The organism is Roseburia zhanii, from assembly GCF_014287635.1.
Taxonomy (GTDB): Bacteria; Bacillota; Clostridia; order Lachnospirales; family Lachnospiraceae; genus Roseburia_B; species Roseburia_B zhanii.
The window spans coordinates 1-26,560 of the sequence record NZ_JACOPH010000008.1 but is presented as its reverse complement, the minus strand read 5'-3'; the positions used below and the strand labels follow the sequence as shown (position 1 = coordinate 26,560).

Below are 26,560 nucleotides of genomic sequence, written 5' to 3'. Positions count from 1 at the left end.
CCTATGTATAAAGAAAGAACCATTCGCACCGTCAGCGGATGGTTCTTTTTTAATTTTTTTTATCTTCTTTGCTGTATTTTACGATAAAAATCTCAACTGCGATCTTCTCCTGCAGTCTGCCGGTCTTAACCGCTTCTTCTGTCTGTGCTGCATCTTCTAATGCTGCAAAGATCTGCTCTCTTTTAAAGTTTTTCGCCTGATACTGATGCTTTCTGACGGCAAATTCGGGTATTCCCACTTTTTTGGCAATATCAAAACTGCCATATCCCTTCTGTGTCAGTTCTTTTACTTCCGAAAGGATACGGAACTGTCTGGTGATCAGAAATAAGATCCGCATCGGTGCTTCTTTTAAAGTCAATAGATCATAATAAAGATCCAATGCGACATTCTGTTTATGACCGGAGATCGCATCTACCATATCAAAGATCTTATTCTCGATCTGTTCAGTGACAACTGCTTCTACATCAGAGGCTTCGATCACATCTTTTTTCAAGGTATAGCATAAGAGTTTTTCTAATTCTCTGTCGATATTACTCATATCAAGCCCTGTCCTGCTCAAAAAAAGCTGTAACACCGGCTGTGTGATCTTCTTTTGTTCCCTTCCGATCCTTCCTAAGATCCATTTTGTCAGCAATGCTTCATTCTGTGTGGCAAATTCCACGACGGCTCCTGCTTTTTTTGCCGCTTTATAGGTCTTTGAACGTTTATCCACTTCTGACTCTGCAAAGATAAAACAGGTCGTTGGATTGATTGCTGTAAAATAATCGCTCAAGAGATCATTAGAACTTTTAAAAAAGCCCGAATCTTCTACTAAGATCACCCTGCGTTCTGCAAAAAGCGGAAGGGTTTCTGCCAAATCGATCAACTGTCCTGTCACTGTATCTTTTCCTTCAAAGGCTGAAAAGTTCATTGTATCGCCTTCTGTTGTCATGGCTTTTACAAGTTTATCCTTATACTGTTTTTTTAAATAGACTTCTTCTCCATAGAGAAGGTAAAGCTGTCTGAATGTTCCATTTTTAATATCTTCATCAATCGTTTTCATAAGATGATTTTAACATAGAAATCACATCTTCTTCAAGATGTGTACCGGTTATTTTTATCTGCCCTGCAGATCTCGTTTCATAGATTCTCGCATCTACTTCTTCTAAGTGTTCTAATGCCTCTTTAGCCGGATGCCCGTAATTATTTTTTAATGCACAGGAAATAACTGCTATGTCCGGTCGGATCCGTGCCAAGAGTTCCCTGCTGTTTGAAGCAGCCGAACCATGATGCGATGCTTTATAAACATCGACTTTTTGCAGCTTTTGACTGTTTATCAGTTCTTTTTCCTGCTGTATTCCCATATCTCCGCCAAAAAAAGCTGTGCATGACGCACTCTCATACAACAGCACCAAAGATGCAGCATTGCGGTCTGTACACTCTATGCTGTCTGCTCCCAAAGGGTATAAACAGGTGATTTCAAAACCGTCTTTTGATTTCTGACCGCCGCCTGCGATCTTATCCTTTGGATTCATCCTTATGATCTTTGTATCGTATTCTTCTGCAAGTTCTTTTAAATGCAGCCATGCTTCATCTTCCGGTATATATGCTGATACCACTAAATAACTGACCGGATATCCACTCTCTAAGATCTCCATCAGACCGCTGATATGATCTGCATCACAATGACTGACAAACCAGTAGTCTATTTTACGGATTCCCCTGACTTTAAAAAATGGCAGTATACGGTAAGTTCCAACTGCCGTAACATCGGTACTTCCACCATCGATAAAACAGTTTGTCCCCTCTCCGGCAGAAATATAAATTCCATCGCCTTGTCCGACATCCAGAAAATCCATTTCAAATGCAGGCATTTTCTGATACCACAACAGCAAACAGAAAAACGGACACAAGACAACCAGTGGCATTTTTTTATGATTCTTTCTCACCCATAAAAACATTCCAAACAGACTATACCAGCATAAAATCTTTCCAACAGACATTTTTCCGGTGATCCATACTGCAAATGGCAGGCTGTTGACTAATTTACAGACTGCTTCAAATAACAGCAGGATCAGATAGCAGGGAAACAGAATACATTTTCCGGCAAACGGCAGGAATAATCCTATCAAGCCTCCGGCAATCCCAAAACCTAACAGGATTGTCATGCCGGGAATGATGATAGCATTTGCCAAAATAGAATATACAGAAATCTCATAAAAGAAACTGCTTAAGACAGGAATCGTGATGATCTGGATACAGATACTGACCCTGACAAAATCTTTTATATTTTTCCGAATCTTCCATAAATAGTCCCTGATATACTTCTTTATTCTATTTTCGGACTTTCCGCTTTCCTGCTCTAAATTTTCTCCTTTCTCCCTGCTTTCTGTGTATTCCGTCGCCTGCCTTAAATATTCTGCCGCAACCACCCCTGCTACTGCCCCAAAAGATAATAAGAATCCTGCATTTTTCAGATAATACGGGTGTTCTGCCACCATAATAACTGCGACCAACGAAAGTGCTGTTACTCTGTCATAACTTCGTCCACGGAACTTCGCATAGAGAAGCAGCAAAAACATCCCGATCGCACGGCTTGCCGAGATACCAAAACCGATCAGTTCTCCATAGAACAGCATACAGCCGGCTCCTACGATCCCTGCTGACAAATAGGTTGCTCCTCTCTTCCTTAAAAAATGATACAGTGCCATCCCTAAAAGCGTGATATGCAGTCCTGAAATACTATAAAAATGACTCACGCCTGCACTTTGAAACAACTTTTTCGTTTCTGTGTCCATAAGTGATTTCTCACCAAGCGTCATAGCCGCCATTACGCCTGCCTGTGCTTCTGGCATTGCCTGCAAGAATACGTTCTGCATTTTTTCATTAAAATGACACAGACTTTCCCGCAACACACTTGCCCTGCCTTTTACGAAAAGAACCTTCTCTCCATTTAACAGACAGGTGATTCCAAGACTCTCATAATATGCCTTTTCACTATAATTTCCTTCATTTTTCGGTAATGAAAATGTCTGTATATTCCCTTCTACACATAGGATCTCACCGATGAAATATCCTTCGGTATTCAGATATAATAAGATCTGATCACATGAAATGATCTTTTGATGATACTGCATTTTGCAGTTTTTCAGATAATAGATAGTTGAATTTTTTTCTTGCTTTCGCTTGTAAATTTCTCCCTGTACCATGCATTTTTCGCCGTCATGTAAAAACGACTGAAGGAATTTGCTGTTTAACTTCTGCCTGTAACTGCAAAAGCAGCCTAGAAATAGTACGGTAATAAAAAGAATCCCAAAAAGGATCTGCCGCTTTATGGTATGTTCCTTCTGCCTGACCGCAGACACCCACAACATACCATAAAACGCTGCCATGATCCAAAGCCACACTGTTTCATAAAAAACTGCGGCGGCTCCTATCATAAATGCAATGGACAGAAAGCAGACTTTCCGTCTACTCAAGTTCTTCTGTCGCCCCTTCCTCTATGACATTTCCCTGCACTTCTGCATCTACATAATCTAAGTTTCTCTCGTAGATCTTATCCAGGGCAAAACTGTCACGATATACACCACTGGTATCTCCATTGACTGAGATCTGCACTTTACTGATCGTGGAAATCTCAGACAAAGAATTTACGATCGAATAGATAACGACCGGTTCTTCTACATTATAGTCCTGATTTAAAAAACTTTCATCTAGGCTGACATAACAGACACCCTCTAACACTGACACACTCATCAATTTTGTGCCTTCTGGGATCGCAGATTTGGCATGTTCGCTTTTCGGTCCTTCTAACAGATGCTCCATGACTAATTTTTCCATGGAAATATTACTGCTGTAATGGACTTCCTGTGTTTCCTGTATCAGTCCACTTCCTTCTTCATCTGCAAAATATAATACTAAAGTTGCTGTCTGGATGGAGTTGATCTGTTCTCCGGGATTCTCGATGAAACTGTCATTTGTCATAACTCCGATCGGATTTCCGCTCTGATCGGATAATGGAGCATCGCCGACATAAAATGTCAGACATTCCACGCCATCGATCTGCACCATCGTACGCACGATCGCTGCTCTTACTAAAGCTTCCTCGACTGGTTCCACACTGCTGTAATGTTTATCAAAATACAATGTCAGCAGTTCGCCTTCTACGGAATAATCAAGCACCGTGACATCTTTTGGTATCACACGTTTGTATTCCACATCTTCGGGATCAGTCTTTAGCTGCCCTAAAAATTCATCGATCATCGCATTTGTATCTGTGATATCTGCAACCGGTTCATACGGCTGTTTGACAATCTTTGTAATATCTTTATTGATATAAAAAATGGAATACGCACTGCTTTCTTCTTTCTGATTTCCACATCCTGCTATCGACACTGCTATGAAAAGCAACAGCAGAACCACGCTATATTTTTGAATCGCTTTCATAATCATTTCTCCTAGGATGCAATATAATTTAACGGTATACGGACATTAAAGATTGTTCCTTCACCTTCGGTACTGAATACTTTGATTGCACCACGGTGCATCAGGATCGCATTTCTTGTGATTGCAAGTCCAAGTCCGGTGCCGCCGATCTCTCTCGAATGGGATTTATCTACCCGGTAAAATCTCTCATAGATATGTTCTAAGGAATCTTCCGGTATTCCGATACCACTGTCCTCTACTTTTACATAAAAATACTGATGATCTGCATTTAAAGATACATGTACCCAGCCGTCCGGCTTGTTATATTTGATCCCATTCTCAATCAGGTTTGTGATTGCTAACGTCAGTTTGACCTCGTCAACTTCTGCACTGACCGGACGAAAACTCTCTAATACAAGTTCAATATGCTGTTTTTCTGCGATCGGACGCAGCCGTTTTAAGATCAGTTCTAAAAGCTCATTGATATTCACAGAAGTAATATTCATATCTCCTGCGGAACGATCCATTTTTACTAATGACAACAGATCATTGATGATCTTTGTTTCCCTGTCAATCTCATTTCCGATATCTAACATAAATTCTTTGTATAACTCTACCGGAACATCTTCCTGACCATTTAGGGAATCTGCCAATACCTTCATCGAAGTCAGAGGTGTCTTTAATTCATGGGACACATTTGATACAAATTCTTCCCTCGATTCGTCAATGATCTTCATTCTGCCAAACAACTGGTTGAAACGGATCGAGATATTCTGTGTTTCTAAATAACTCGGAACATCTAATTCTGTTTTGTAACCATTTTGAATCTCAACGATTTCTTTTTCCATTCTGCCAAACGGCCGTACTAAAAGTCCTGACAAAAACAGTGACAGTAATATGATGATCATCGCATCAAAGACTTCGATGATCCACGCACTGCTCTCTAAGTAATCTTTATTTAACATGATACTGTCCGTAGATACACTGACTAATAATACCCCAAGGATCTCTTTGCTCTCCGGTTTTGTCAGTGGTACCGTCATTTCAATATAACCGTTCTGTGAGTCATATTTTGAAATTTCTTCTCCACGGAAACTCTGCATCACTTCTTCTGATACGATCGTTTTTCCTGTATCAAGACTGTATGTGTCTTTGATGATACGGAAGTTACCATCGATGACCATGATACGCCCAGCATAAATATTAGAAAGCTGCTCTAACTGTGCATTGATGATCTCTGACGAGGAATCATTTAGATAATCATTGAATACGATCTGATTCGTCAGTATCTTCGCCTGACTCAAAATATCGATACTCCTGTTAGAAACAGCTTTCTTTTCATAGGAATTTAACATTCCGATACGGATCACGGCACTCGGTAAAATCCCGATCAGTAAAAACAGTACAAACAATCTGACTCTTAAACTTTTAAAAAAACCACGGCATTTTTTCTTATTTGACATAACAGCACCTTATCACTTATCAGCTCTGTAGTAATAACCTACGCCCCATTTTGTATGCACATATTTTGGTTCACTCGGATTACTCTCGATCTTTTCCCTCATTCTTCTGACATGCACATCTACGGTTCTGACATCTCCCGGATATTCATAGCCCCAGACAAGATTCAAAAGACTTTCCCTGCTGTATACTTTATTTGGATTTGTAACTAGCAGTTCTAACAGGTCAAACTCTTTTGCCGTCAGATTGATCTCTTTATCTTTTACAAACAATCTCCTGCTCTCACAGTCCATCTTAAGATCTCCGCTTTCTATGAGAGATGCATTTTCTTTCTTTGGCATACTTGCTGCCGTACGGCGCATGATCGCTTTGATCCTTGCCTTGACCTCTAATATGTTAAATGGCTTTGTAATGTAATCGTCAGCACCATACTCAAGTCCCAAAATCTTATCCATGTCATCGCCTTTTGCTGTCAGCATGACGATCGGCACACTGGAAAATTCACGGATATGCTGGCACACTTCAAAACCGTCCATTTTAGGCAGCATAATATCTAACAGGATCATATCATATTCATTGTCTGTTGCCATACGGAGCGCTTCTTCACCATCATAGGCACATTCAACTTCCATGCCGTCCTGCTCAAGACTAAAACGTATTCCCTTTACGATCAACTTTTCATCATCTACTACGAGAACTTTTTTTGCCATTTTTCACCTCAATTAACCGTTATATGTTCTTTTATTTTTGTATAGACACCTTCTTTGATGCCTGTGATATTCATAAGTTCTTCAATCGAAGAAAACTTTCCATGTTCCTCCCTGTAACTTATGATACTCCCAGCTTTGGATTCACCGATCCCCGGCAATGTCATCAGTAGTGCTAAATCCGCCGTATTGATATTGACCTTTCCGTCTTCCATTGATGTATCTGCGTCCGCTTCATTAGAAAGATCCTGTGCCATTTCTTCTCTTGTCAGGATCTTGATCATCTGACCATCAGTCACATACTCTGCCTGATTGATGCAGTCTGCACCAGCTTCTTCTAAAAGACCGCCAGCCTGGCCGATCACTTCATATACCCTGCTGCCTGATGACACCTGATATACACCGGGGTTTGCAACTGCACCACAGATATACACATAAAATATATCTGCTGACTCTGTATCATCGTCCTCATCTATCCGGTTGTCTTTTGTATCTTTTGCATCTTGCGTCTTTTCAACCAGCTCTGTTTCTAATTCTGCTGTTTCTTTAAAATATGCCGCCGCAGGTTCTCCACAGCCGCAAAGAAGCAAGATCCACAGACACAGACTGATCTTTATCATATATTTTTTTATTATCAATTTGCATTTCTCCTTATCATCTCTGATTTGGAGTTCCTCAATGCCGATATTTTATTTTAACGAATTTTCGCCCCGATTACAAGTACTATTCTGCATCAGTCCGGATTTGTAAGACTGTTACTGTTCACACTTAACAGTGTGAACAGTAACGTAAGACTTTATTTTAGGATTTTACACGGATTCACAGATCTTTGGAAATTAATTCAGGGATGGCTGTTCCATTAAGCTGACAGCAATCCCTGTTTTTTAGAAATCATCTTTATTCCATTTCTGTTAAAACAGCATCTAAAATTTCATACATTTCGTCCACATGCTCATTTTCGATCACAAGCGGAGGAACAAAGCGGAGAACATCGGAACCTGCCGTGATCAGGATCAGTCCTTTTTCTAATGCCTTTTTCGACACTTCACCGACCGGAATACTGATCTGTAATCCCTGCATCAGTCCCATGCCACGATGGTCTACTACACAATTATGTTTCTCTTTGAGCTCATCTAACCGTTTTGAAAGATAAGCTGCTGCTTCTTTGACATGCTCTGTGATCTGATCTCGTTCCATGATCTCAAGCACTTTGCTGACTGCTGCTCCTACAAATGGATTGCCGCCATAAGTCGTTCCATGATCTCCCGGTACTAAAGATTTTTCTGCAACACGTTCTGTCATCATAAATGCTCCTACCGGAACTCCACAGCCTAACGCTTTTGCTGCTGTCATAATATCCGGTTTCACACCATAATTCTGCCATGCAAACATTTCCCCCGTTCTTCCCATGCCGCACTGGATCTCATCTAAGATCAGCAGAATATCATGTTCTTTACAAAGAGCAGACACTCCTTCGATAAATTCTTTTGTTGCCGGATAGATACCGCCTTCGCCCTGTACCGTTTCAAAAAGAATAGCACATGTCTCATCATTGATTAGTGCTTTTACACTCTCAAGGTTATTAAACTCTGCAAAACGGATACCCTCAAGCAATGGCTCAAATGGTTCCTGATAATGTTTATTGCCGGTCACAGACAATGCGCCAAGGCTTCTTCCATGGAAAGAATGCTGCATGGCAATAATCTCATGTCCTGCATGTCCATCTCTGGTATAAGCATATTTTTTCGCTGCTTTGATCGCTCCCTCGATTGCCTCTGTTCCACTGTTTGTAAAAAAGACACGATCCATGCCGCTGGCTTTTTTGACAAGTTCGGCTGCTTTGATGATTGGTGGATTGTAATACAGATTTGAAGTATGCAGCAGTTTATCGACCTGTTCTTTTAAGGCAAGGTTATATTCTTCATTGCCATATCCTAAAGCACATACAGCGATCCCTGCCGCAAAATCCAAATATTTTTTTCCTTCTACATCAAATAAATAGACACCTTTTCCTGCTTCTAAGACAACTCCGTAACGGTTGTAAGTATGCAGCAGATCCTTCTCTGCTTCTTCCATATATTCTGTACTATTCATGGTAATACTTGCTCTCCTTTTCTCCTAAAATAGCAGTTCCGATTCCTTTATTGGTAAAAATCTCAAGTAACAGACAATGTGCGATCCTTCCATCTAGGATATGTACTCTTGAAACACCATTTTCGATCGCATCGATACAGTTATTTAATTTTGGAAGCATACCTCCACCGATATTTCCTCCTAAGATCAGTTCCCTCGCTTCTTCGATCGGAAGTTCTGAGATCAGGCTTGTCTTATCATCAGGATCTTTGTATACGCCTTCAATATCTGTTAAAAATGCCAGCTTTTCGGCCTGCATAGCTCTTGCAATCGCACAAGCCGCATCATCTGCATTGATATTATAGGTTGCGAAATTATCATCAAGTCCGATCGGGCATACGATCGGAAGAAAATCTTTTTCTAACAGATCATATAAGATCTTCGGATTGACTTCTTTGATCTCTCCTACAAAACCAATGTCCTCTCCATTCGAATATTTTTTTTCTACTTTTAAGAGTCCGCCGTCTTTACCACTGATACCGATCGCATTGACACCTAACTGTTCTACCATCTGTACTAAGGATTTATTGACTTTTCCAAGTACCATTTCTGCAATTTCCATGGTAGCTTCATCTGTTTTCCGAAGACCGTTTACAAATACCGGCTCCATACCGACTTTACCAACCCATTTGCTGATCTCCTTGCCGCCGCCATGTACGATGATCGGTTTAAAGCCTACTAATTTCAGTAATGTAACATCCTGAATGACCTGACGCTTTAATTCTTCATCGATCATGGCACTTCCGCCATATTTTACTACAATGATCTTACGGTTAAATCTCTGGATATATGGTAACGCCTCTATTAAAACTTCTGCTTTTCCTAAAATTTCCTGCATTGCTTTTTCTTCCATTATTTCCATCTCCTTCTTATGAACGATAATCTGCATTGATCTTGATATAATCATAAGTCAGGTCACAGCCCCATGCAGTTGCTGTGGCATCACCCATTTTAACATCTGCGACTGCCGTTACTTCCGGCTCGGATAAGATCTTAGTCGCTTCCTCTTCACTGTAATCTAAAGCTACACCATCTTTGATGATCTGCATTTTTCCGGCTTTGCTTTCAAAATAAAGGTCTACTTTTTCCGGATCAAAAACGGCGCCTGAGTATCCCATTGCACAAAGGATACGTCCCCAGTTTGCATCATGTCCGTAAATAGCTGCTTTGGTAAGGCTTGATGTGATTACGGATTTGCTTAAGACTTTTGCCTGTTCTTTACTTTCTGCTCCAATAACTTTGACTTCAAAAAGTGCGGTTGCACCTTCCCCATCACCTGCCATCTGTTTTGCAAGTGTGGTATTTACATAATTTAATGCTTTTACAAATGCTTCGTAATCCGCATTTTTCTCTGTGATCTTAGGATTTTTAGCTTCTCCATTTGCAAGAAGAAGTACTGTGTCATTCGTTGAAGTATCTCCGTCTACAGAGATCATATTATAAGTATCTTTGATATCCTCGCTCAAAGCCTCCTGCAGCAGTTCTTTTGAAATTGCCGCATCTGTAGTGATAAAGCTTAACATCGTACACATATTTGGATGGATCATACCGGAACCTTTGCACATTCCGCCGATCGTTACGGTTTTTGTGCCTGCTTCAAATGTCACCGCAACTTCTTTTTCGTGGGTATCTGTCGTCATGATCGCAAGTGCTGCCGCATGTCCTGCTTCATATGTATCTGTTAACTGTGGTGCCATCGCAGTTATACCGGCACAGATCTTATCCATCGGAAGCTGTTTTCCAATGACTCCGGTAGATGCTACTAAAACCGCATCTTCCGATACATTTAACAGTTCTGCCGCTTTTTTGGCTGTCTGGCTGCAATAAGCCATACCTTCTTCTCCGGTACAGGCATTTGCGATTCCTGCATTGACAATGACTGCCTGCGCTGCCCTGCTTTCTTTAACGATCTTCTGATCCCATTTTACCGGTGCTGCCTTGACGATGTTTGTCGTGAATGTCCCTGCTGCCTGACATGGTACGATACTGTAGATCATCGCCATATCTGTTCTGTCTGTATATTTAATGCCTGCTGCTGTTGCTGCTGCCTTAAATCCTTTGGCTGCGGTCACTCCGCCTTTGATCTTTTCCATATTCCATCCTCCTCGTATCACTTACTTTTCGTTAAAACGTGTAATATTTTCCTGATTTAAGATAAATTCATAATAGTTCATATCCTGCCGAAACGTCCAGCCTACACTTTTCCAGAACTCATTCCCTACCTGATTATCCGCAAAAGCGATCAGGCAGACTTTATTGATCTTTTCTTCCTGCAAGGCTTTCATTGCCGCTACTGCCATGGCTTTTCCGATCCCATGCTTTCTTAAATCTTCTCTGACACATACATGATAAAAACAGCCCTGTCTTCCATCATGTCCGCAGAGGATCGCACCGACGATCTCTCCGTCTGCTTCTGCTACAATACTTGTCGTCGGATTACGTTTAATAAAACGTGCAACGCCTTCTTTCGAATCGTCGATACTGCGGATGCCAAATCCCTTGATCCCCATCCACAATGCATCAACTGCTTCATAATCTTCTAATTTCATTTCCCGAATCGTGTATGTTAGTGTTTCGCTCATATTTCTCCTTATGGGAACATCGGAACTAATTCAAGCCCTTCCGATTCCTTTTCTCCAAACAACAGGTTCATATTCTGTACTGCCTGACCTGCTGCACCTTTTACTAAATTATCAAGTGCACCCATCATAATGACACGGTGTGTTCTTTCATCGATCTTAAAGTTGACATCTACATAATTACTGCCTTCCACCCATTTTGTTTCCGGGCAGACATCTTTTGGTAAAACTCTGACAAATTTTTCATCTGCATAATATTTATCATAGGCAGCTTTGATCTGCTCATAAGTCGGATAATCCATACTTCCGTCACTCTGTTTTACCTTATTTAATGATGCATATTCTGTAGCTAAGATTCCTCTGTTCATCGGAACTAAATGCGGTGTGAAGTTGACAACGATCTCTTTTCCCGCTGCATAGCCTAACTGTTCCTCGATCTCTGGTGTATGTCTGTGGGTTGTTACTCCATATGCCTTGATATTTTCATTGACTTCACAATAGAGATTTGGCACTTTTGCACCTCGTCCTGCTCCTGATGTTCCTGACTTTGCATCTATGATGAGTGTATCTGGATCGATCAATCCTTCTTTTACTAATGGATATGCTGTTAAAATGGAACAGGTGGTATAACAGCCCGGATTGGCAACTAATCTTGCTCCTTTGACTTTCTCTCTGTTCACTTCGCAAAGACCATAGACTGCTTCTTCGATAAACTGTGGGGATTTATGCTCGATCTTATACCATTTTTCATATGTGGCTACATCTTTGATACGGTAATCCGCACTTAGATCTACGATCTTTACCTGTTTTAAAATATCCTCTGTTAATATAGAAGAAAGATATCCCTGTGGTGTTGCGGTAAAGATGACATCGACCTGTTTTGCAAGTTCGTTTAAATTATCATCTAAACAGGTATCTTCTACGATTTCAAACATATTCTGGTATACTTCTGCGTATTTCTTATCTATATAACTTCTAGAGCCAAACCATTTGATCTCGACGTTTTTATGTCCGAGAAGTATTCTTACTAATTCTCCCCCTGCGTATCCGGTTGCTCCAATGATTCCTGCTTTAATCATACTATCCCTCTTTCTGTTGTGCATAAACACTGTTACTGCATTTTACGATAAAACTGCACACTATATATTAGTACAATCTTTTGTTTTTGGCAATATCGTGTATTTGTTTTTTGGTTTATTCATTTTTGCATAATTATACATTCTTTATCTATAATATGCAAGAGTTTTCTGGAAAGTTTGTGAATTAGGCTGAAAGGAGGTGTGAGCCTGTGTCCTTTATGGTTGTGACAAACGGTCATAGTGGTCTGTATCCGACTGACTGGGGGCAGCCCGGCTTTCTAGTGAGCCTACGCAGGGGGCAGTATAAGCTGTTTATTTCAAAAACTGTCCAAAACTCGCCTTGTATGCAGTGGAATGTGTAACGTTTTCGAGCTCGGACAGTTGGACAGTTTTTGCAGCTTATGCTGCCCCCTGCCAAGGCCTCACACGAAAGCCGGACAATGCCCCCAGTCAGTCGGATACAGACCACTATGACCGTTTGATCGTACGTGATGTGACACAGGCAATTTACGTTTTCGTCCGTATGCCGGTAATCTTTGGCATTACTCTTTTGATACATTTAACACCTGCCCGTAGAACGCCCATAAAATAAATGTATCTGAAAGCTTCCATAATAACCTCCAACAATTTAACATCGCCCTCAATCCCCATTCTAAAATGCATAAGAACTCCCGCCCCACAAATACGAATCAACAACGTAAATTGCCTGTGTCGCCAATGTGTAGATCAAACTGCATGGCATCCGTGTACCGCCTGCGGTTTTATTTGCCCGACTTTCGTGTGAGCCTTAGCAGGTGGTGACATAAGCGCAAAAACCGCACCACTGTCCGAGCTCGACAACGCTAAACATTCCACAATATACAAGGCGAGTTTGGTGCGGTTTTTGGAATAAGTGCTTATGTCACCGCCTGTTTAGGCTCACTAGAAAGCCGGGCATAAAACCGCAGGCGGTACACAGATGCCATGCAGTTTGTTCACACCCTCCCCCGACACAGGCTCACTGCCCTGTATTGTAAACTGTGCTATGTCCGCAATGCATTTTCATAACCAAAAACTGTATATTTTTTCACTTGCCTTTTTATAAGACTTGTTGTATATTATCTTTAGTAAAAAACAAACAGATAAGAAAGGAAGTATTTTCACTATGAAGGAAAAAGTTGTCTTAGCTTACTCTGGTGGTCTTGATACGACTGCTATCATCCCATGGTTAAAGGAGACTTACGACTATGATGTAGTCTGCTGCTGTATCGACTGCGGACAGGGTGAAGAATTAGACGGATTAGAAGAACGTGCAAAATTATCCGGTGCAAGCAAATTATATATTGAAGATATTGTAGATGAATTTTGTGATGATTATATCGTACCTTGTGTACAGGCAGATGCCGTTTACGAAAACAAATACCTGCTCGGTACTTCCATGGCTCGTCCGGGCATTGCAAAGAAATTAGTAGAAGTTGCAAGAAAAGAAGGTGCTGTTGCGATCTGCCACGGTGCTACCGGAAAAGGAAATGACCAGATCCGTTTTGAATTAGGTATCAAGGCATTAGCTCCTGATATCAAGATCATTGCTCCATGGCGTGACAGCAAATGGCAGATGGATTCCCGTGAATCCGAAATCGAATATTGCCGTGCACATGGTATCGATCTTCCATTCTCTGCTGACAGCAGCTACAGCCGCGACCGTAACTTATGGCATATCAGCCATGAGGGATTGGAACTTGAAGATCCTGCATGTGAACCAAACTACGATCACTTATTAGTTCTTGGTGTATCTCCTGAAAAGGCTCCGGATGAAGGCGAATATGTAACCATGACATTTGAAGCAGGTGTTCCTGTATCTGTCAATGGACAGAAAATGAAAGTATCTGATATCATCCGTGAATTAAACCGTTTAGGCGGCAAACATGGAATTGGTATTGTTGATATCGTAGAGAACCGTGTAGTTGGCATGAAATCCCGTGGTGTTTATGAAACTCCGGGTGGAACGATCTTAATGGAGGCTCACAGACAGTTAGAGGAACTGATCTTAGACCGTGATACCATGGCTGTTAAAAAAGACATGGGCAACCGTCTTGCACAGATCGTTTACGAAGGAAAATGGTTCACACCACTTCGTGAAGCAGTACAGGCATTTGTAGAATCCACTCAGAAATATGTAACCGGTGAAGTAAAATTCAAACTTTACAAAGGTAACATCATCAAAGCAGGTACTACTTCCCCATATTCACTCTATAGTGAATCTCTTGCAAGCTTTACAACCGGTGATCTGTATGACCACCATGACGCACAGGGATTTATCACTCTGTTCGGACTCCCATTAAAAGTCCGTGCTATGAAAATGGCAGAAGTTGAAAAGAAAAACCAGTAACGATACATATAAAAATGGCGGGAATGTTGATTTCCCGCCATTTTTATGTATGATCGTAACTATTCAGATAAAACCTATTCATCTTCTTCATCTCTTGCAATTTCTCTTGCTACCATGACTGCCATTGCTGTCAGTAACGGTAAATATTTATCGTCATATGCGATCACAACTGCATTATCAAAGATGAGATTATGGATTGTTAAATTCAGATCATCCATGATCGCTCCAATCATTCTGCCATTCAATGCCACTGTATAATTATTTCCAATCGAGCCTGCATATTCTGTAAGCTCCAATGTACCTTCCTTTACCTGCATCTTAAACTTGTCACGTATGAGTGCAAACTGTTTTTCTAATGTACCATACAGTTCCCCTTTATAGTAGAAGTGATAGGTTGCAAGTGCATGACCGATTTCTTTTGTCAGACGGAAGATTTCCGTATGTTCCTTATCGTAAATATACAGATTAATAAGCGGAACGGTTCCATCTACTTCATAGATCACTTCTTCGTTCTGGTCACAAAGGCTGAAGTGCTGTCCTGTCAGCTTAAAATCCTCCGTAAATGTATAAACCTGTGAAGGCTGCGATCTTGCGATCAAAAGCGGCTGTCCTGTCTTTGCATAATTCTCAAGACTTTCTTTTAACTGTTTCTGCAACAGGATCAGATCAGAATGATAACAGATATATGCCGCTGTATTCTCACCAAAATCGCTCTTTGCCGGAATCAACGGTTCATTGATCTTATCCTTGATAAAGCCCTCAAGAAATGAACTGCCGAGGAAACCAATCTCTCCGCCTTTTGTCAGCCAGAAATACAGATAATCTCCACTATCAGCCGGACCATAGATCATCGCCGGCTGTTTCATTGTCCGAAAATGTCCTAAATAACAAGAACCAAGTGGGTTTTCAATATTCTTAAATGCCTCATAAATCTCCTCGATCGTCATCTTCCTGTTAAAAGTGATCATAGCACCTACATCAGTGGAAGCATTATATTCATTTGGCGATCCAAGAAAGATGATCGCAATACCTATGATCAAAACAACCGCTCCAACAGAAATCCAAAATGAACTCCAGTTTCCCAGCGGCCATAGCCGGATACCAAATGCTGCAACGATGATTCCCACAATACGGTAACGCCAAGCCCTGCGTTTTAAGGATTTTGACATCTCTTTGTATGCTTTGTTCGATTCCTTCATTGCTTCTGCAACATTCGACATCTGTTCTGCCGCACGTTTTACTGGTGATTTACTTCTCCATATCCATGCCAGATATCCGAAAATTCCTGCGAAGATAAGCATTACCATCACTGTCAGTGCCGTATCCTCTGAAAAACTGCCCTCTACAAGATCCGAAATAGCTCCCAATGCACCGAGCAGTACACAGATGACACATAAGATTTTCCATACAATCTTCATCTTTTTTCTCTCTCCTTTTTCCATATACCGTCATCTACAAATATCTGTATATGACAACTGCTAAACTTCCCTCTTATTGTAATGTATCCTGTTTTTTCATGTCAACTAGCCAAAAGTTTAGTTTTTATTCAAACAAAATGCTTCGGATGATCTCAATGCCCTTTTCCATTTCTGCTTCATTTAATGCGCCATAGCCTAGTAAGAGTGTCGGATATCCACCGATCTGCTTCTTTTGCCCGGGGATCATATATTCTTCGAGGTCATAGATCCTAAGACCTTTTTCTTTTGCTGCAGCCACTACTTCCTGTGCTGTCATATTGCCATTTAACTCTACTAATAAATGCATTCCTGCATGATCTCCATAAATCTTATGCACCCATGCTTCTTTTTTTAGAAGGGATAAAAAATAATCATGTTTTCCCCTATAGATTCCCCTCATTTTATTCAGATAACGTTCAAAATATCCCCCATTCAAAAACGACGCAAGGATCATCTGCTGTTCTTTTGGCACTGTCGATGCATAGAATCCGCAGGTGGCATTATAAGCATCTAAAAGGGATTCCGGTAAAACCATATAGCTGACACGGATGGACGGACTGATACTTTTTGAAAAAGTTCCGATATAGATGACATTTCCATTTGTATCACTTCCCTGCAGAGAAGGGATAGGCTTTCCTTTATATCGAAATTCACTGTCATGGTCATCTTCAATGATATAGCGTCCCTCTTTTTCCGCTGCCCAGTGTAAAAGTTCTAACCGTCTCTTTAATGGCATGACTGTTCCCATCGGAAACTGGTGGGAAGGCATCGTATAAACAATATCCGGCTCCATTTTCTGGACTTCTTCAATCTTGATACCACTTGCATCCCGTTCTAATGGGATCATTTCATACTGCATATTTTCTAAAGTCCGGTAGGCTTTTAAATAAGTCGGATTTTCGACCGCCACACGTTTTTTCGTTCCTAATACCTGTGCTAACAAAATCAGCAGATATTCATTTCCAGCCCCGACTACTATCTGTTCTACCCTGCATTTTACGCCTCTGGCATGATAGAGATAGGAACAGACAGCTTCCCTTAAAGCACGTTCTCCTGCCGCTTCACCGGCATATAAAAGGTACGGATCATCAACTGATAAGATTTCCTTGGAAATTTTTCTCCATGTACTATATGGGAAATATTCAAAATCATTCCGGTCTGGTGAAAAAACGATCTGATATTCTTCTTCTATCTTCTTTTGATCTGACAGCCTCTGTTCTTCCCGCTTGGTCTGTTCCTTTTTTTCCTCACCTAAATACAATTCAGAAATATCGCTGGCATAATAACCCTTATAGGGTTGCGACACTATATATCCTTCCGAAAGAAGCTGTTCATAGGCAAGTTCCACTGTACTCCTTGAGATCTGTAAATGTCTGGCTAAAAAACGAGTAGACGGTAATTTTTCCCCACGGGAAATCTTACCGTCTGCTATACTCATTCTGATATAGTCATAAATCTGTTCATACAGTGGTTTCCTTGAATCGTTTTCTAAATGGATCATCAATTCAGGCATATATCCCCTCCTGTATGTTAATTATTAGATTCGTTACGGATCTGTGCAATGATCTCTTCTTTTAATTCTAGTGCACGGTTTTTAATCCTGCGGTCTGCGATCTGTGAAGACAAGATGTTGCTGACCGCTTTTGATGCATAGGAAAAATCCTTGAAATGACATGCCATGCTTGCTATCAGATAATCCATTGTAAAGGAATCCATACCGCACATCGGGAATGTTTCGGTTGCCAAGGCTTTCTGAAATCCTTCGTATGCCTCTTTATAAAATTCTTCCTGAAGCTTTTCATACTCTGCTTTTTTTGCTTTTTCTTCTTCTGAAGCTGCATCCATGCCCGCCATCTCACGATACAGCCATGAAATTTTCAGGCACGTATATGCTTTTTCACTTGTCTTCGCTCTTTTTACTATGGAATTATAAAGAGCTAATTTGTAACGTGCAATCGCCTGTTCATATGTATAACTGTCCGGCTCTGCATCTCCGGTACGTTTAAAGTTTGCACATACATTATCTTTTACTAACTGGATCTGTCCTTTTGTCAGATGCTCAAAATAACGTCCCATAGCTGCGTAACCACAGTATGGACACGCATAGACATCATATTTTAACGTATCGATATTTTCAAATCGGGGGCGAAGATCAAAATCCGGCTGCAGACGTTTCACTCTCGCATTCTTTACCATCCGTACATCAAATACCCTGTCGCAGATCGTACAGCGGATACGTTTTGTAAATAAAAATTCTGTTTCCGGCCGTTTGGCTCTCACCACTGTTTTCTCATCTGATGTCTTTACTTTGTTCTGCTCTTTGCGCTTCTCCTCCGCATAGATCTCTGTATTTTCCTGTTCTACATTAATCCCAAACTGTTCAAGTCCCGATAATAAATCCATTATTTTCCTCCATTTCCCATAGCGTACTCTTATCCTTTGTCTATGCCTGTGTCGTCGGCAGCTTATAAGAACTCTTTAATGAAACAATGCGGTTAAATACCAGTTTTTCATCTGTTGTATCTTTCGCATCTACACAAAAATATCCCTGTCTTACAAACTGGAAACTGTCATACGCTTTTGCATCTGCCGCAAATGGCTCTACATAGCAGTTTTCTAAAACTGTTAAAGAGTTTGGATTTAAATTAAGGCTTCCATCTTCATTGTATACGCCAAGTTCTTCATCTACGATATTTTCATATAAACGGATCTCTGCTTTCTTTGCATAAGGTGCAGGTACCCAGTGGATCGTTCCTTTTACTTTTCTTCCATCCGGACTGTTACCGCCTTTGCTTGCCGGATCATAGGTACAATGGATCTCTGTCACCTTACCGTCCTCATCTTTGATATAACTGTTACAGGTGACAAAATATGCCTGCATCAGACGTACTTCATTGCCCGGATACATACGGAAATATTTCTTCGGCGGTTCTTCCATGAAGTCCTCTCTGTCAATATACAGTTCACGGCAGAATGGAACGGTATGTGAGCCTAATGCTTCATTTTCCATATTGTTTACGATCGTAAGTTCCTCTACCTGTCCTTCCGGATAATTGTCAATGACTACTTTGATTGGATCTAAAACAGCCATTGCACGGGAACGTTTCAATTTTAAGTCCTCACGGATGCAATATTCTAACATTGCATAATCTACAGAACTGTTGCTCTTAGAGATTCCACAGAGTTCTACAAACTTCTTAATGGATTCCGGTGTAAATCCCCTTCTTCTGAGTGCTGCGATAGATACTAATCTAGGATCGTCCCAGCCATCTACAATATGTTCTTCTACCAGACGCTTAATATAACGTTTTCCGGTTACGACATTTGTCAGATATAATTTAGCAAACTCAATCTGTTTTGGCGGGTGTTCATAGCCCACTTCGCGTACTACCCAGTCATAAAGCGGTCTGTGGTCTTCAAACTCTAATGTACATAAGGAATGTGTGATCCCTTCGATCGCATCCTCGATCGGATGTGCAAAATCATACATCGGATAAATGCACCATTTATCCCCTGTATTATGGTGTGTCATATGTGCCACACGATAAATGACCGGATCTCTCATATTGATGTTCGGAGATGACATATCAATCCTTGCACGAAGCACTTTCGCGCCATCCTGATATTTTCCGGCTTTCATTTCTTCAAATAACTGTAAATTTTCTTCTACACTTCTATTTGCAGAGGGATCTTCTTTTCCTGTTTCTGTCAAAGTTCCTCTGTATTCACGTATTTCTTCTGCACTTAAATCGGATACATAGGCTTTGCCTTTTTTGATCAGTTTTACTGCTGCTTCATACATCTGGTCAAAATAATCAGATGCAAAGAATAAACGGTCTTCCCAGTCTGCACCTAACCATTTCACATCTTCTTTGATGGATTCTACAAATTCGATTTTCTCTTTTGTCGGGTTTGTATCATCAAAACGCAGATTAAATTTACCGCCATACTGCTTTGCAATGCCGGAATTTAAAAGTATGGACTTAGCATGTCCGATATGCAGATAACCGTTTGGTTCTGGTGGAAATCTGGTATGTACTTCCTGACAATGTCCTTCCTTTATGTCATTATCAATAATCTGTTCTATAAAATTTCTGGATTCTGTTTCGCGTTCCATTCCATTCGTCCTTCCTATTTTTTGCCTTACTTTATATTATACATACAAATACATAGGAAAACAAGAGAATTTTCCTTCTTAAGAAAGTTCCATCTGGTATTGTATTAACGGCATAAATGTATAGCATACATTATTAGACGTTTACAAACTATTTTTGATACTTTTTTAGACTATTTTTACACTCATATATACCAGTCTAAAAATGTACACTTTTTTAGACTGTTGTTATAACCTTGCCACAAACGGAGTACAAAAAGCCCCGGAGCTGCAACTCCGGGGCTTTTTGCGTGCCACAATGAACACTTTCGTCTTTCTTGCCTACTGGCATTATAGCATATGCCATTGACACTTTCAAGTATGCACGATATTCTCTATAAAATTCTCGATTTACGAATTTACTTGATTTGTTCTTTCTTCCACGTCACCTTAGAACCTAATCCTGCTTTTTTAAACAGCTTTCTATATGCCGCATATCTGCTCTTTAACTTACTGCACTTATAAAAAGCCTTGCTGCCGATTGAAGTTACCTTGTAGGTCTTTCCTTTGTATCTTACCGTTGCCGGAATCGTGATGGATTTAATTTTCCTGCTCCCTGCTCCGGTGACAGATACCGTTGCCGATCCGGTCACTGTGTACTCGATCTTTTTGCTTACAAAAGAATCTCCCTTGTGTACAGTATTTTTGATGCTCCATCTGTAGAAGCAGTCTTTACATCTATTACCGTAACAGTTACAGTGGCGAACGCTCCGCTGTCAGATGCAACTGCGGTGATCGTTGCCGTTCCCGGCCGCAGTCCTGTGACGATCATACCATTTAAAGCGATCACGCTGCTGTCACTGACAAGGTAACTGACCTTTGAGAGATTGACAACCGGAGCGGTTGCAGCCGTCAGTACATTATACAACTATTTGTATGTTACTTCACAATAAAGCTTAAATAACTTGTGTATTGTTATTCTAGATATGGTTGAAAGAAGGCTACCGCAATCCCACTGGATTTAGACGGTGGGTTAAGGCAGCCTTCTTTCAAATAATCAATTGGTATTATTTCTGCTATTAAATCATTGAAATATAGTTGAAATTTTTGAGGATAGATAAGTAATATATTCTCTCTCCTTAAAAATATTTCTGACATGTTTTCCAATCACACTACGATCTCTCTGAAACAATTCTGCCATCTGATCAATAGACAACCAAACTGTACCACCATCAAAAGTAGTTTCAACTTTCGTCAGACCATCCTATGTCGTATAAATAATCATATCTGCTTTTTCTTTGTCCATAAATTAATTTTTCTCCAAAATCAGATACATTATCAACGTAAACGAGTCACTATAGCGAAATTATCATTCCTCATCTTTACCATTTATAATACGGTAGTAATCATCCATATCCACGCTGAGTTTTATCGTAGTATCTGGTTTTCGTCTGCTCAAGAGACACACTGTCTCATTTTGTGTATTGTTATCCAAACCTAGTGTAAACTCTTTTTCTATAATCGGCAACTTAAATTCTATGGATTTCAGCCACTGACCATTCTCTTTGCGTTCTTCGTAAATCTGTACATTATCCACCAACTGTGACAGGAACTCTCGTTTCTCAGCTTCGTTCATTTTGGCATACAGCTTATCAAAGAAAATGAGTGCCTTGTAGATATTGTCTCCGGTAATCTTGTCTGCCAGCAGAGCGCGTTTCTTAGTTTTTGCAGGTATAAGCAATTCCTCTGCTTCATCTATTTTATCATAAGTCTTGTACAAACGATTCTCTAAATCTGGTTTTCTTCGCTGATAATGTTTATCCTCATAATTAAGAGAATCAATATCTGACAAGATCGTATCTTTGTTATGATATAGCTGTCTTAATTGTTTTTCGTAATTTGCTATTTCCTGATCTAATGCGCTTGTGTCTACTTCCATATTTATCTTGCTACGTATTAAATCCGAAAATTTAGGATTGCTAACCAGTTTACTGATCACCTCTGCAACAGAAGCATCCAGCATTTCTTCATGCACCTGTTTTTTATAACCGCATTTATGACCTCTGGTCATATTCCGGTGTTTACAGCCATAATAATAAAAGTCCTTATAATGGCTTCCATCCTTGCGCTTCTTAATGGCCTTGTTGCCATACATTCCTGCACCGCAGACAGGACATTTTAAAATTCCAGATAAAAGATGTATCTTTTCTTTCTTATCACGATTGACCTTTTCGTACTTTTTAGCCTGTGCCGCCACCTTGACCTGTGCCTGCTCCCATACTTCTTCTGATACAAGAGCTTCATGTAAACCATCTACCAACAGATAATCATCTTTCTTAACTTGTCTGTACTCGTTCCTTGTACCATGAACCTTTTCTGTCCGTCTTCTACCATGGGAGATTTTACCGCTATAAACCGGATTCTGTATAATTCTTCTGATAAGAGCAGCATCAAATAATGGATTTTTGCCATTCTGCCTGGCTATCTTATGGATTCCATGATTTTCTAAATACTTAGCAATTCCATTCGCTCCCAGATCTGTATTCACATATTGGTCAAATATCGTTCTGATAGCCACTGCCTCTTCCTCATTCACTACCAATTTTCCATCAATGAGAGCATATCCATATGGTGCAAAACCACCATTCCATTTACCTTCCCTGGCTTTCTGCATCCTGCCTTCCATTGTCTGAACACGGATGTTCTCACGTTCAATCTCTGCCACTGCTGACAGAACAGATATCATAAGTTTCCCGGCATCTTTAGATGAATCTATTCCATCCTCTACACAAATCAGATTCACACCAAAGTCCTGCATCACTTGTAATGTTGCAAGAACATCTGCCGCATTTCTTCCCTCTATTGACTTACCGGATTTTCCTGCATCCTCATACTCCCCGGCAATTTCATACTCATTATAATCACAAAAGGCTTTCATTTTTGTTTTCTGTGCATCTAGAGAATATCCGTCTATCTGCATGGTTGTAGAAACACGGGTGTAAAGATACACTTTTATCTTTTCTTTAGACATTCTTATCACCTCTTAACGTCATTTTCGCAGTCAAAGCATGGCTACTAATTATACCTGTTTATCTGGCAATGAAAGTAATCTGTCTATTACCGGATGAATGATTGCTGTCTCTGTAATCTGATTGATGGCACAAAGTTTCTTCCCTGCATCCTTACTGGATGCTCCACAATGATAAACCAGTTCTGTCTTTTCCCCATAATCAAGTATAATTAATCTGTCGTGACAATCAGGATTCGGCTTAATCCGAATCGTTGGATATTCATTTTGAAAATCCGTCACTAAAGAGTTCGTAAGAAATCCTCTCCCACCTTTTCCATTCTCTGTGAATAAAACAACTTCCACGCCATCTGCTTTCTGTGAAAGGTGTTGTAATGATTTTGCATTCATATAATCATCCACAACATAGATTGATTTATTTGCCTGTTGGTAGATTTCTATGTATGCAATGTCAGCTTCTAACTTCTGGCCTTTATAAATAACAAAATCCTTTTTATCCTTATCAGTAATAAAGTTATCTGCTAAAATAGTCACATCTTTTTGAATGAACTCTACCCTTTTCTCCATTCGATCCTGTCTCTCAGTTATCGTTCCAACCTTCGCTGTTAAAAGTTCCATTTCATTTCTAGTAACAAACTGTTGATTTTGACTAATATAGTGACGCATCTCCCTAAAAGTGCGCATTATAAATATACTCTGCTATTCTGCCAATTCTCCACGAAGAACTGTCGCAAGCATATAAATTCCTTGTTCTGTAAATGCGTATGGTAGTTTTCTACGACCTCCTTCCTGCCCTTCAAAATAATTTATATTCCGTGAAGTCACAAATTGTGATTTCACCAATTCCACTTCTTCTTTAGTTAGTTGAAACATAAAATCTTCTGGAAATCTTGTCAAATTACGTTTTACTTGTTGATTTAAATTTTTAACTTGATAACCATAAATTTCTGCCAAATCCTGATCCAACATTACTTGCTGTCCACGAAGTATGTACACCTTACTCCGAATAGCATCTGTAGTAATCAATTCTTTTGTTCCTTCCATTCTTCCTCCACAATGCTTTCCATTTGCTCCAATTTCTGCAATGCCTTCATATATGCCATCAGTCTTTTATACTGTTCGTCTCCAAGGCTATGAATCTGCTTTAATATCTTAATATCCGACCTGGTAACTTCATAATCCATATCTGCATCTTTATACTCCGGATCAATTCCTTTTCCCGTTAAAAGCTGTTCCGGTGTAATATCCAATGCGTCACATATGGATAACAGACAGTCTGCTTTTGGATTCGTCTTTTTCTTTTTCCAATCACTAATGTTACTTGTTGCAATCCCAGTTCTTCTCGACAGTTCCAACTGACTCATGTTCTTCTGCTCCATTATGTAAAAAATTCTTTCACTGATAATCATGTGTGTTCCTCCGTTATATTTTATATCCGTATTTATCGTTTTTATTTCCGTTTATACGGTCATTCTATCATGCCGCAGCATTTCTTTCAATAGAAATGATAATACTTCTGAATTTCTCAATATTTTCTGTTTTATATAATTCCTTGTACAACTGTTTTATTCTCTTCATGCGAAGATAATTATCAGGATCCGGTAATTGGTCTAGTCCCATTGCGTCTGCATACTTTGCAACCATTTCTCCTATGAAATTCGCCAAATCAGTCCATGCATCTCTTTCTTTTATAACCACTTTATTTTTAACCATAATTGAAATCCTTTCTGTTATTGTTATCCATCATATCCCATCCAAGACATTATTCCTTCGCCCAGATAGGATAAGATAGATATTATTAAAATTAGTATTGTTAATATTAGTCTTATTAGATTTTGATTTTTTTGGTTCCAGACCTGTAGAAATAAAAACTCTGTAATCGTAAAAATCAAAATTCCTAACTGTGATTTTTACGTCTTATGTGCTTTGATTTTTTCTTATGTGGATATCTTTCAAAACACTTTCTTCAAATAGAGCCTGTTAGGTTTTCCAAGTCCCTGTCTCCTACGTTCAAGTGCCCCGAATGTCTCCAGCTCATCCAATAACTTGCAGGCTTTTTGCGTTCCACAATTCAATATCTCACAAATATTTATTACAGAATAATAAATACTCTTCCGTTTTCGTCCACCCATCCATTTTTTATAGATAATGAAACCCTATCTAAAAAGATTGCATATAAAAGTTTTGCATCTATTGATAGTCCCCAAAAGCATGCATCATCTATTAGACATTTTGGTAACTTGAAGAAAGTAAACTGCACTTCACCAGTACAGTAATTAAACGTCGGCTTAATGCACAGATTTTCTATTCCATTTCTTCCAAGCCTCTGTTCTTTTTCTAAATTTCTCATAAAAAAAGTCCTTCCTTTCATTTTTTCTCAAATTGGCAAGCAGTGCCCCGGTATATACCCGGCGCATTTTTGCTTGTTTGAGAAAATGCCCCAATCCACTCGAGCTGCGGATAAACCGCAGAGCCACGCTAACGCTTTTTATCAATTCACTTTCTCTTCTTTGAATCTTCCTCATATAGATGAATAACTACTTCAAGTGCCTTTTTAGAAGCTCTGTTTGCTCATTATTCATCTTTTTTATTTCTGCAATATCCTCTTCATACAGCTTCCCCGTTTCATTTGCTTTCTTAGCATACTGATTGAGATTATTACTAATCCCGCTTTCTTCAATCTCATCATGGCTTCTGCCAGAATATCTCTGCTGGTACCTTGCACGATATTCTCCACTAGCTTTGGCCCGTAAGTATCCATCCTTTCCCATTTCTTGTTTTCTCCCACACCTTCATAAGTCAGTCCATCCCTGCCATATTTGTTGACACCCATTCTCGGTTTCACATAGGCAAGTTTCCTTCCAGACGGGAGCATGGCAAACAAAATACCGGAAGGAACCAGCTAATCCGTTGTGATTCTTGTTCTTTTCTTTTTGTTGCCATCTTCAAATCTTACTCTTGTAAGATTTCAATTATTACACAAGTAGGATTTCAAGTCAATATGTTTTTTCTGAAATTGACAACCACATAAATAGCGTCTATAATATATTTATTACAGCTGTAAGATTTAAGGAGGGATTTGAAATGAGCGATTTACCACAGATTTCTGAAGCTGAATTTGAAGTTATGAAAATCCCATCTTTGACAGTTGGGAAGTAAAAAAACGGTTGTATAGACAGTAAAATCAAGGCTAGCAGCCGTTTTTTGTTTCGTAGCGATATGTGCTATTGTGCTATATTTTCTACACTAGG

The 26,560-nt window shown here is 39.8% G+C and carries 25 protein-coding genes and 1 pseudogene; 1 reads left to right on the top strand and 25 read right to left on the bottom strand.

The window, feature by feature from the left end:
* Positions 1–49: 49 nt before the first annotated feature.
* The 11 genes from holA to argC form a co-directional block, all read right to left on the bottom strand.
* Entirely contained in the window at positions 50–1,042 is a 993-nt protein-coding gene (gene holA, locus H8S17_RS10100) for a DNA polymerase III subunit delta (protein ID WP_186867213.1), read from the bottom strand.
* Positions 1,029–3,458: a DNA internalization-related competence protein ComEC/Rec2 gene (locus H8S17_RS10095; protein ID WP_186867212.1), complete on the bottom strand. Its 2,430-nt coding sequence runs from the start codon at positions 3,456–3,458 to the stop codon at positions 1,029–1,031. The genes holA and H8S17_RS10095 overlap by 14 nt, the downstream gene beginning before the upstream one ends.
* Positions 3,451–4,425, bottom strand: a complete 975-nt coding sequence (locus H8S17_RS10090) for a GerMN domain-containing protein (protein WP_243238052.1) — start codon at positions 4,423–4,425, stop codon at positions 3,451–3,453. The genes H8S17_RS10095 and H8S17_RS10090 overlap by 8 nt, the downstream gene beginning before the upstream one ends.
* Positions 4,426–4,436: 11 nt before the next feature.
* Positions 4,437–5,867 (bottom strand): sensor histidine kinase, encoded by a 1,431-nt coding sequence (locus H8S17_RS10085; protein WP_178051197.1) that lies wholly within the window; start codon positions 5,865–5,867, stop codon positions 4,437–4,439.
* A 12-nt stretch (positions 5,868–5,879) separates the two neighbouring features.
* Positions 5,880–6,575, bottom strand: a complete 696-nt coding sequence (locus tag H8S17_RS10080; RefSeq protein WP_178051196.1) for a response regulator transcription factor — start codon at positions 6,573–6,575, stop codon at positions 5,880–5,882.
* Positions 6,576–6,583: 8 nt separating this feature from the next.
* Positions 6,584–7,210, bottom strand: a complete 627-nt coding sequence (locus tag H8S17_RS10075) for a helix-hairpin-helix domain-containing protein (RefSeq protein WP_243238051.1) — start codon at positions 7,208–7,210, stop codon at positions 6,584–6,586.
* A 259-nt stretch (positions 7,211–7,469) separates the two neighbouring features.
* Positions 7,470–8,666 carry an aspartate aminotransferase family protein gene (locus H8S17_RS10070; protein ID WP_186867210.1) on the bottom strand — a complete coding sequence of 399 codons (1,197 nt, stop codon included), beginning with the start codon at positions 8,664–8,666 and terminating at the stop codon, positions 7,470–7,472.
* On the bottom strand, positions 8,659–9,558 hold the full coding sequence (argB, locus tag H8S17_RS10065) for an acetylglutamate kinase (RefSeq protein WP_186867209.1): 900 nt from the start codon (positions 9,556–9,558) through the stop codon (positions 8,659–8,661). Before argB ends, H8S17_RS10070 begins: the two co-directional genes overlap by 8 nt.
* 16 nt (positions 9,559–9,574) lie before the next feature.
* Positions 9,575–10,798, bottom strand: coding sequence for a bifunctional glutamate N-acetyltransferase/amino-acid acetyltransferase ArgJ (gene argJ, locus H8S17_RS10060; protein WP_186867208.1), 1,224 nt, complete (start codon positions 10,796–10,798; stop codon positions 9,575–9,577).
* Positions 10,799–10,819: 21 nt separating this feature from the next.
* Positions 10,820–11,287: a GNAT family N-acetyltransferase gene (locus H8S17_RS10055; protein WP_178052370.1), complete on the bottom strand. Its 468-nt coding sequence runs from the start codon at positions 11,285–11,287 to the stop codon at positions 10,820–10,822.
* 8 nt (positions 11,288–11,295) lie between these two features.
* On the bottom strand, positions 11,296–12,363 hold the full coding sequence (gene argC, locus H8S17_RS10050; protein ID WP_186867207.1) for an N-acetyl-gamma-glutamyl-phosphate reductase: 1,068 nt from the start codon (positions 12,361–12,363) through the stop codon (positions 11,296–11,298).
* Between the two features lie 1,144 nt (positions 12,364–13,507).
* Here argC and H8S17_RS10045 point away from each other — a divergent pair.
* Entirely contained in the window at positions 13,508–14,731 is a 1,224-nt protein-coding gene (locus tag H8S17_RS10045; RefSeq protein ID WP_186867206.1) for an argininosuccinate synthase, read from the top strand.
* Between the two features lie 74 nt (positions 14,732–14,805).
* Here H8S17_RS10045 and H8S17_RS10040 read toward each other — a convergent pair whose 3' ends face one another.
* The 14 genes and pseudogenes from H8S17_RS10040 to H8S17_RS17120 all read right to left on the bottom strand — a co-directional run.
* On the bottom strand, positions 14,806–16,149 hold the full coding sequence (locus tag H8S17_RS10040; protein ID WP_186867205.1) for an LURP-one-related/scramblase family protein: 1,344 nt from the start codon (positions 16,147–16,149) through the stop codon (positions 14,806–14,808).
* A gap of 124 nt (positions 16,150–16,273) precedes the next feature.
* Positions 16,274–17,701: a MocR-like pyridoxine biosynthesis transcription factor PdxR gene (pdxR, locus tag H8S17_RS10035; protein WP_186867204.1), complete on the bottom strand. Its 1,428-nt coding sequence runs from the start codon at positions 17,699–17,701 to the stop codon at positions 16,274–16,276.
* 17 nt (positions 17,702–17,718) lie between these two features.
* A complete protein-coding gene (locus H8S17_RS10030) occupies positions 17,719–18,591 on the bottom strand; it encodes a DUF2225 domain-containing protein (protein WP_186867203.1) in 873 nt (290 codons plus the stop codon).
* Positions 18,592–18,631: 40 nt separating this feature from the next.
* Positions 18,632–20,305: a glutamine--tRNA ligase/YqeY domain fusion protein gene (locus tag H8S17_RS10025; RefSeq protein ID WP_186867202.1), complete on the bottom strand. Its 1,674-nt coding sequence runs from the start codon at positions 20,303–20,305 to the stop codon at positions 18,632–18,634.
* 395 nt (positions 20,306–20,700) lie between these two features.
* Positions 20,701–20,934 (bottom strand): leucine-rich repeat domain-containing protein, encoded by a 234-nt coding sequence (locus H8S17_RS10020; RefSeq protein ID WP_186867201.1) that lies wholly within the window; start codon positions 20,932–20,934, stop codon positions 20,701–20,703.
* A gap of 20 nt (positions 20,935–20,954) precedes the next feature.
* A complete protein-coding gene (locus H8S17_RS10015; protein WP_186867200.1) occupies positions 20,955–21,209 on the bottom strand; it encodes a hypothetical protein in 255 nt (84 codons plus the stop codon).
* Between the two features lie 441 nt (positions 21,210–21,650).
* Positions 21,651–23,312 carry a recombinase family protein gene (locus tag H8S17_RS10010; protein ID WP_243238050.1) on the bottom strand — a complete coding sequence of 554 codons (1,662 nt, stop codon included), beginning with the start codon at positions 23,310–23,312 and terminating at the stop codon, positions 21,651–21,653.
* A 48-nt stretch (positions 23,313–23,360) separates the two neighbouring features.
* On the bottom strand, positions 23,361–23,876 hold the full coding sequence (locus H8S17_RS16545; RefSeq protein WP_243238049.1) for a hypothetical protein: 516 nt from the start codon (positions 23,874–23,876) through the stop codon (positions 23,361–23,363).
* Positions 23,877–24,008: 132 nt separating this feature from the next.
* Positions 24,009–24,353, bottom strand: coding sequence for an ORF6N domain-containing protein (locus H8S17_RS16540; protein ID WP_243238048.1), 345 nt, complete (start codon positions 24,351–24,353; stop codon positions 24,009–24,011).
* A complete protein-coding gene (locus tag H8S17_RS10000) occupies positions 24,332–24,718 on the bottom strand; it encodes a helix-turn-helix domain-containing protein (protein WP_186867199.1) in 387 nt (128 codons plus the stop codon). Before H8S17_RS10000 ends, H8S17_RS16540 begins: the two co-directional genes overlap by 22 nt.
* 67 nt (positions 24,719–24,785) lie before the next feature.
* Positions 24,786–25,022: a hypothetical protein gene (locus H8S17_RS09995; RefSeq protein ID WP_186867198.1), complete on the bottom strand. Its 237-nt coding sequence runs from the start codon at positions 25,020–25,022 to the stop codon at positions 24,786–24,788.
* Positions 25,023–25,401: 379 nt separating this feature from the next.
* A complete protein-coding gene (locus tag H8S17_RS09990) occupies positions 25,402–25,659 on the bottom strand; it encodes a replication initiator protein A (RefSeq protein WP_186867197.1) in 258 nt (85 codons plus the stop codon).
* Between the two features lie 187 nt (positions 25,660–25,846).
* Positions 25,847–25,975 (bottom strand): plasmid mobilization relaxosome protein MobC, encoded by a 129-nt coding sequence (gene mobC / locus H8S17_RS17270; protein WP_408639456.1) that lies wholly within the window; start codon positions 25,973–25,975, stop codon positions 25,847–25,849.
* Positions 25,963–26,202: pseudogene (locus H8S17_RS17120) on the bottom strand (hypothetical protein); the annotation flags it as partial. The pseudogene H8S17_RS17120 and the gene mobC, both read right to left, overlap by 13 nt.
* Positions 26,203–26,560: the final 358 nt, after the last annotated feature.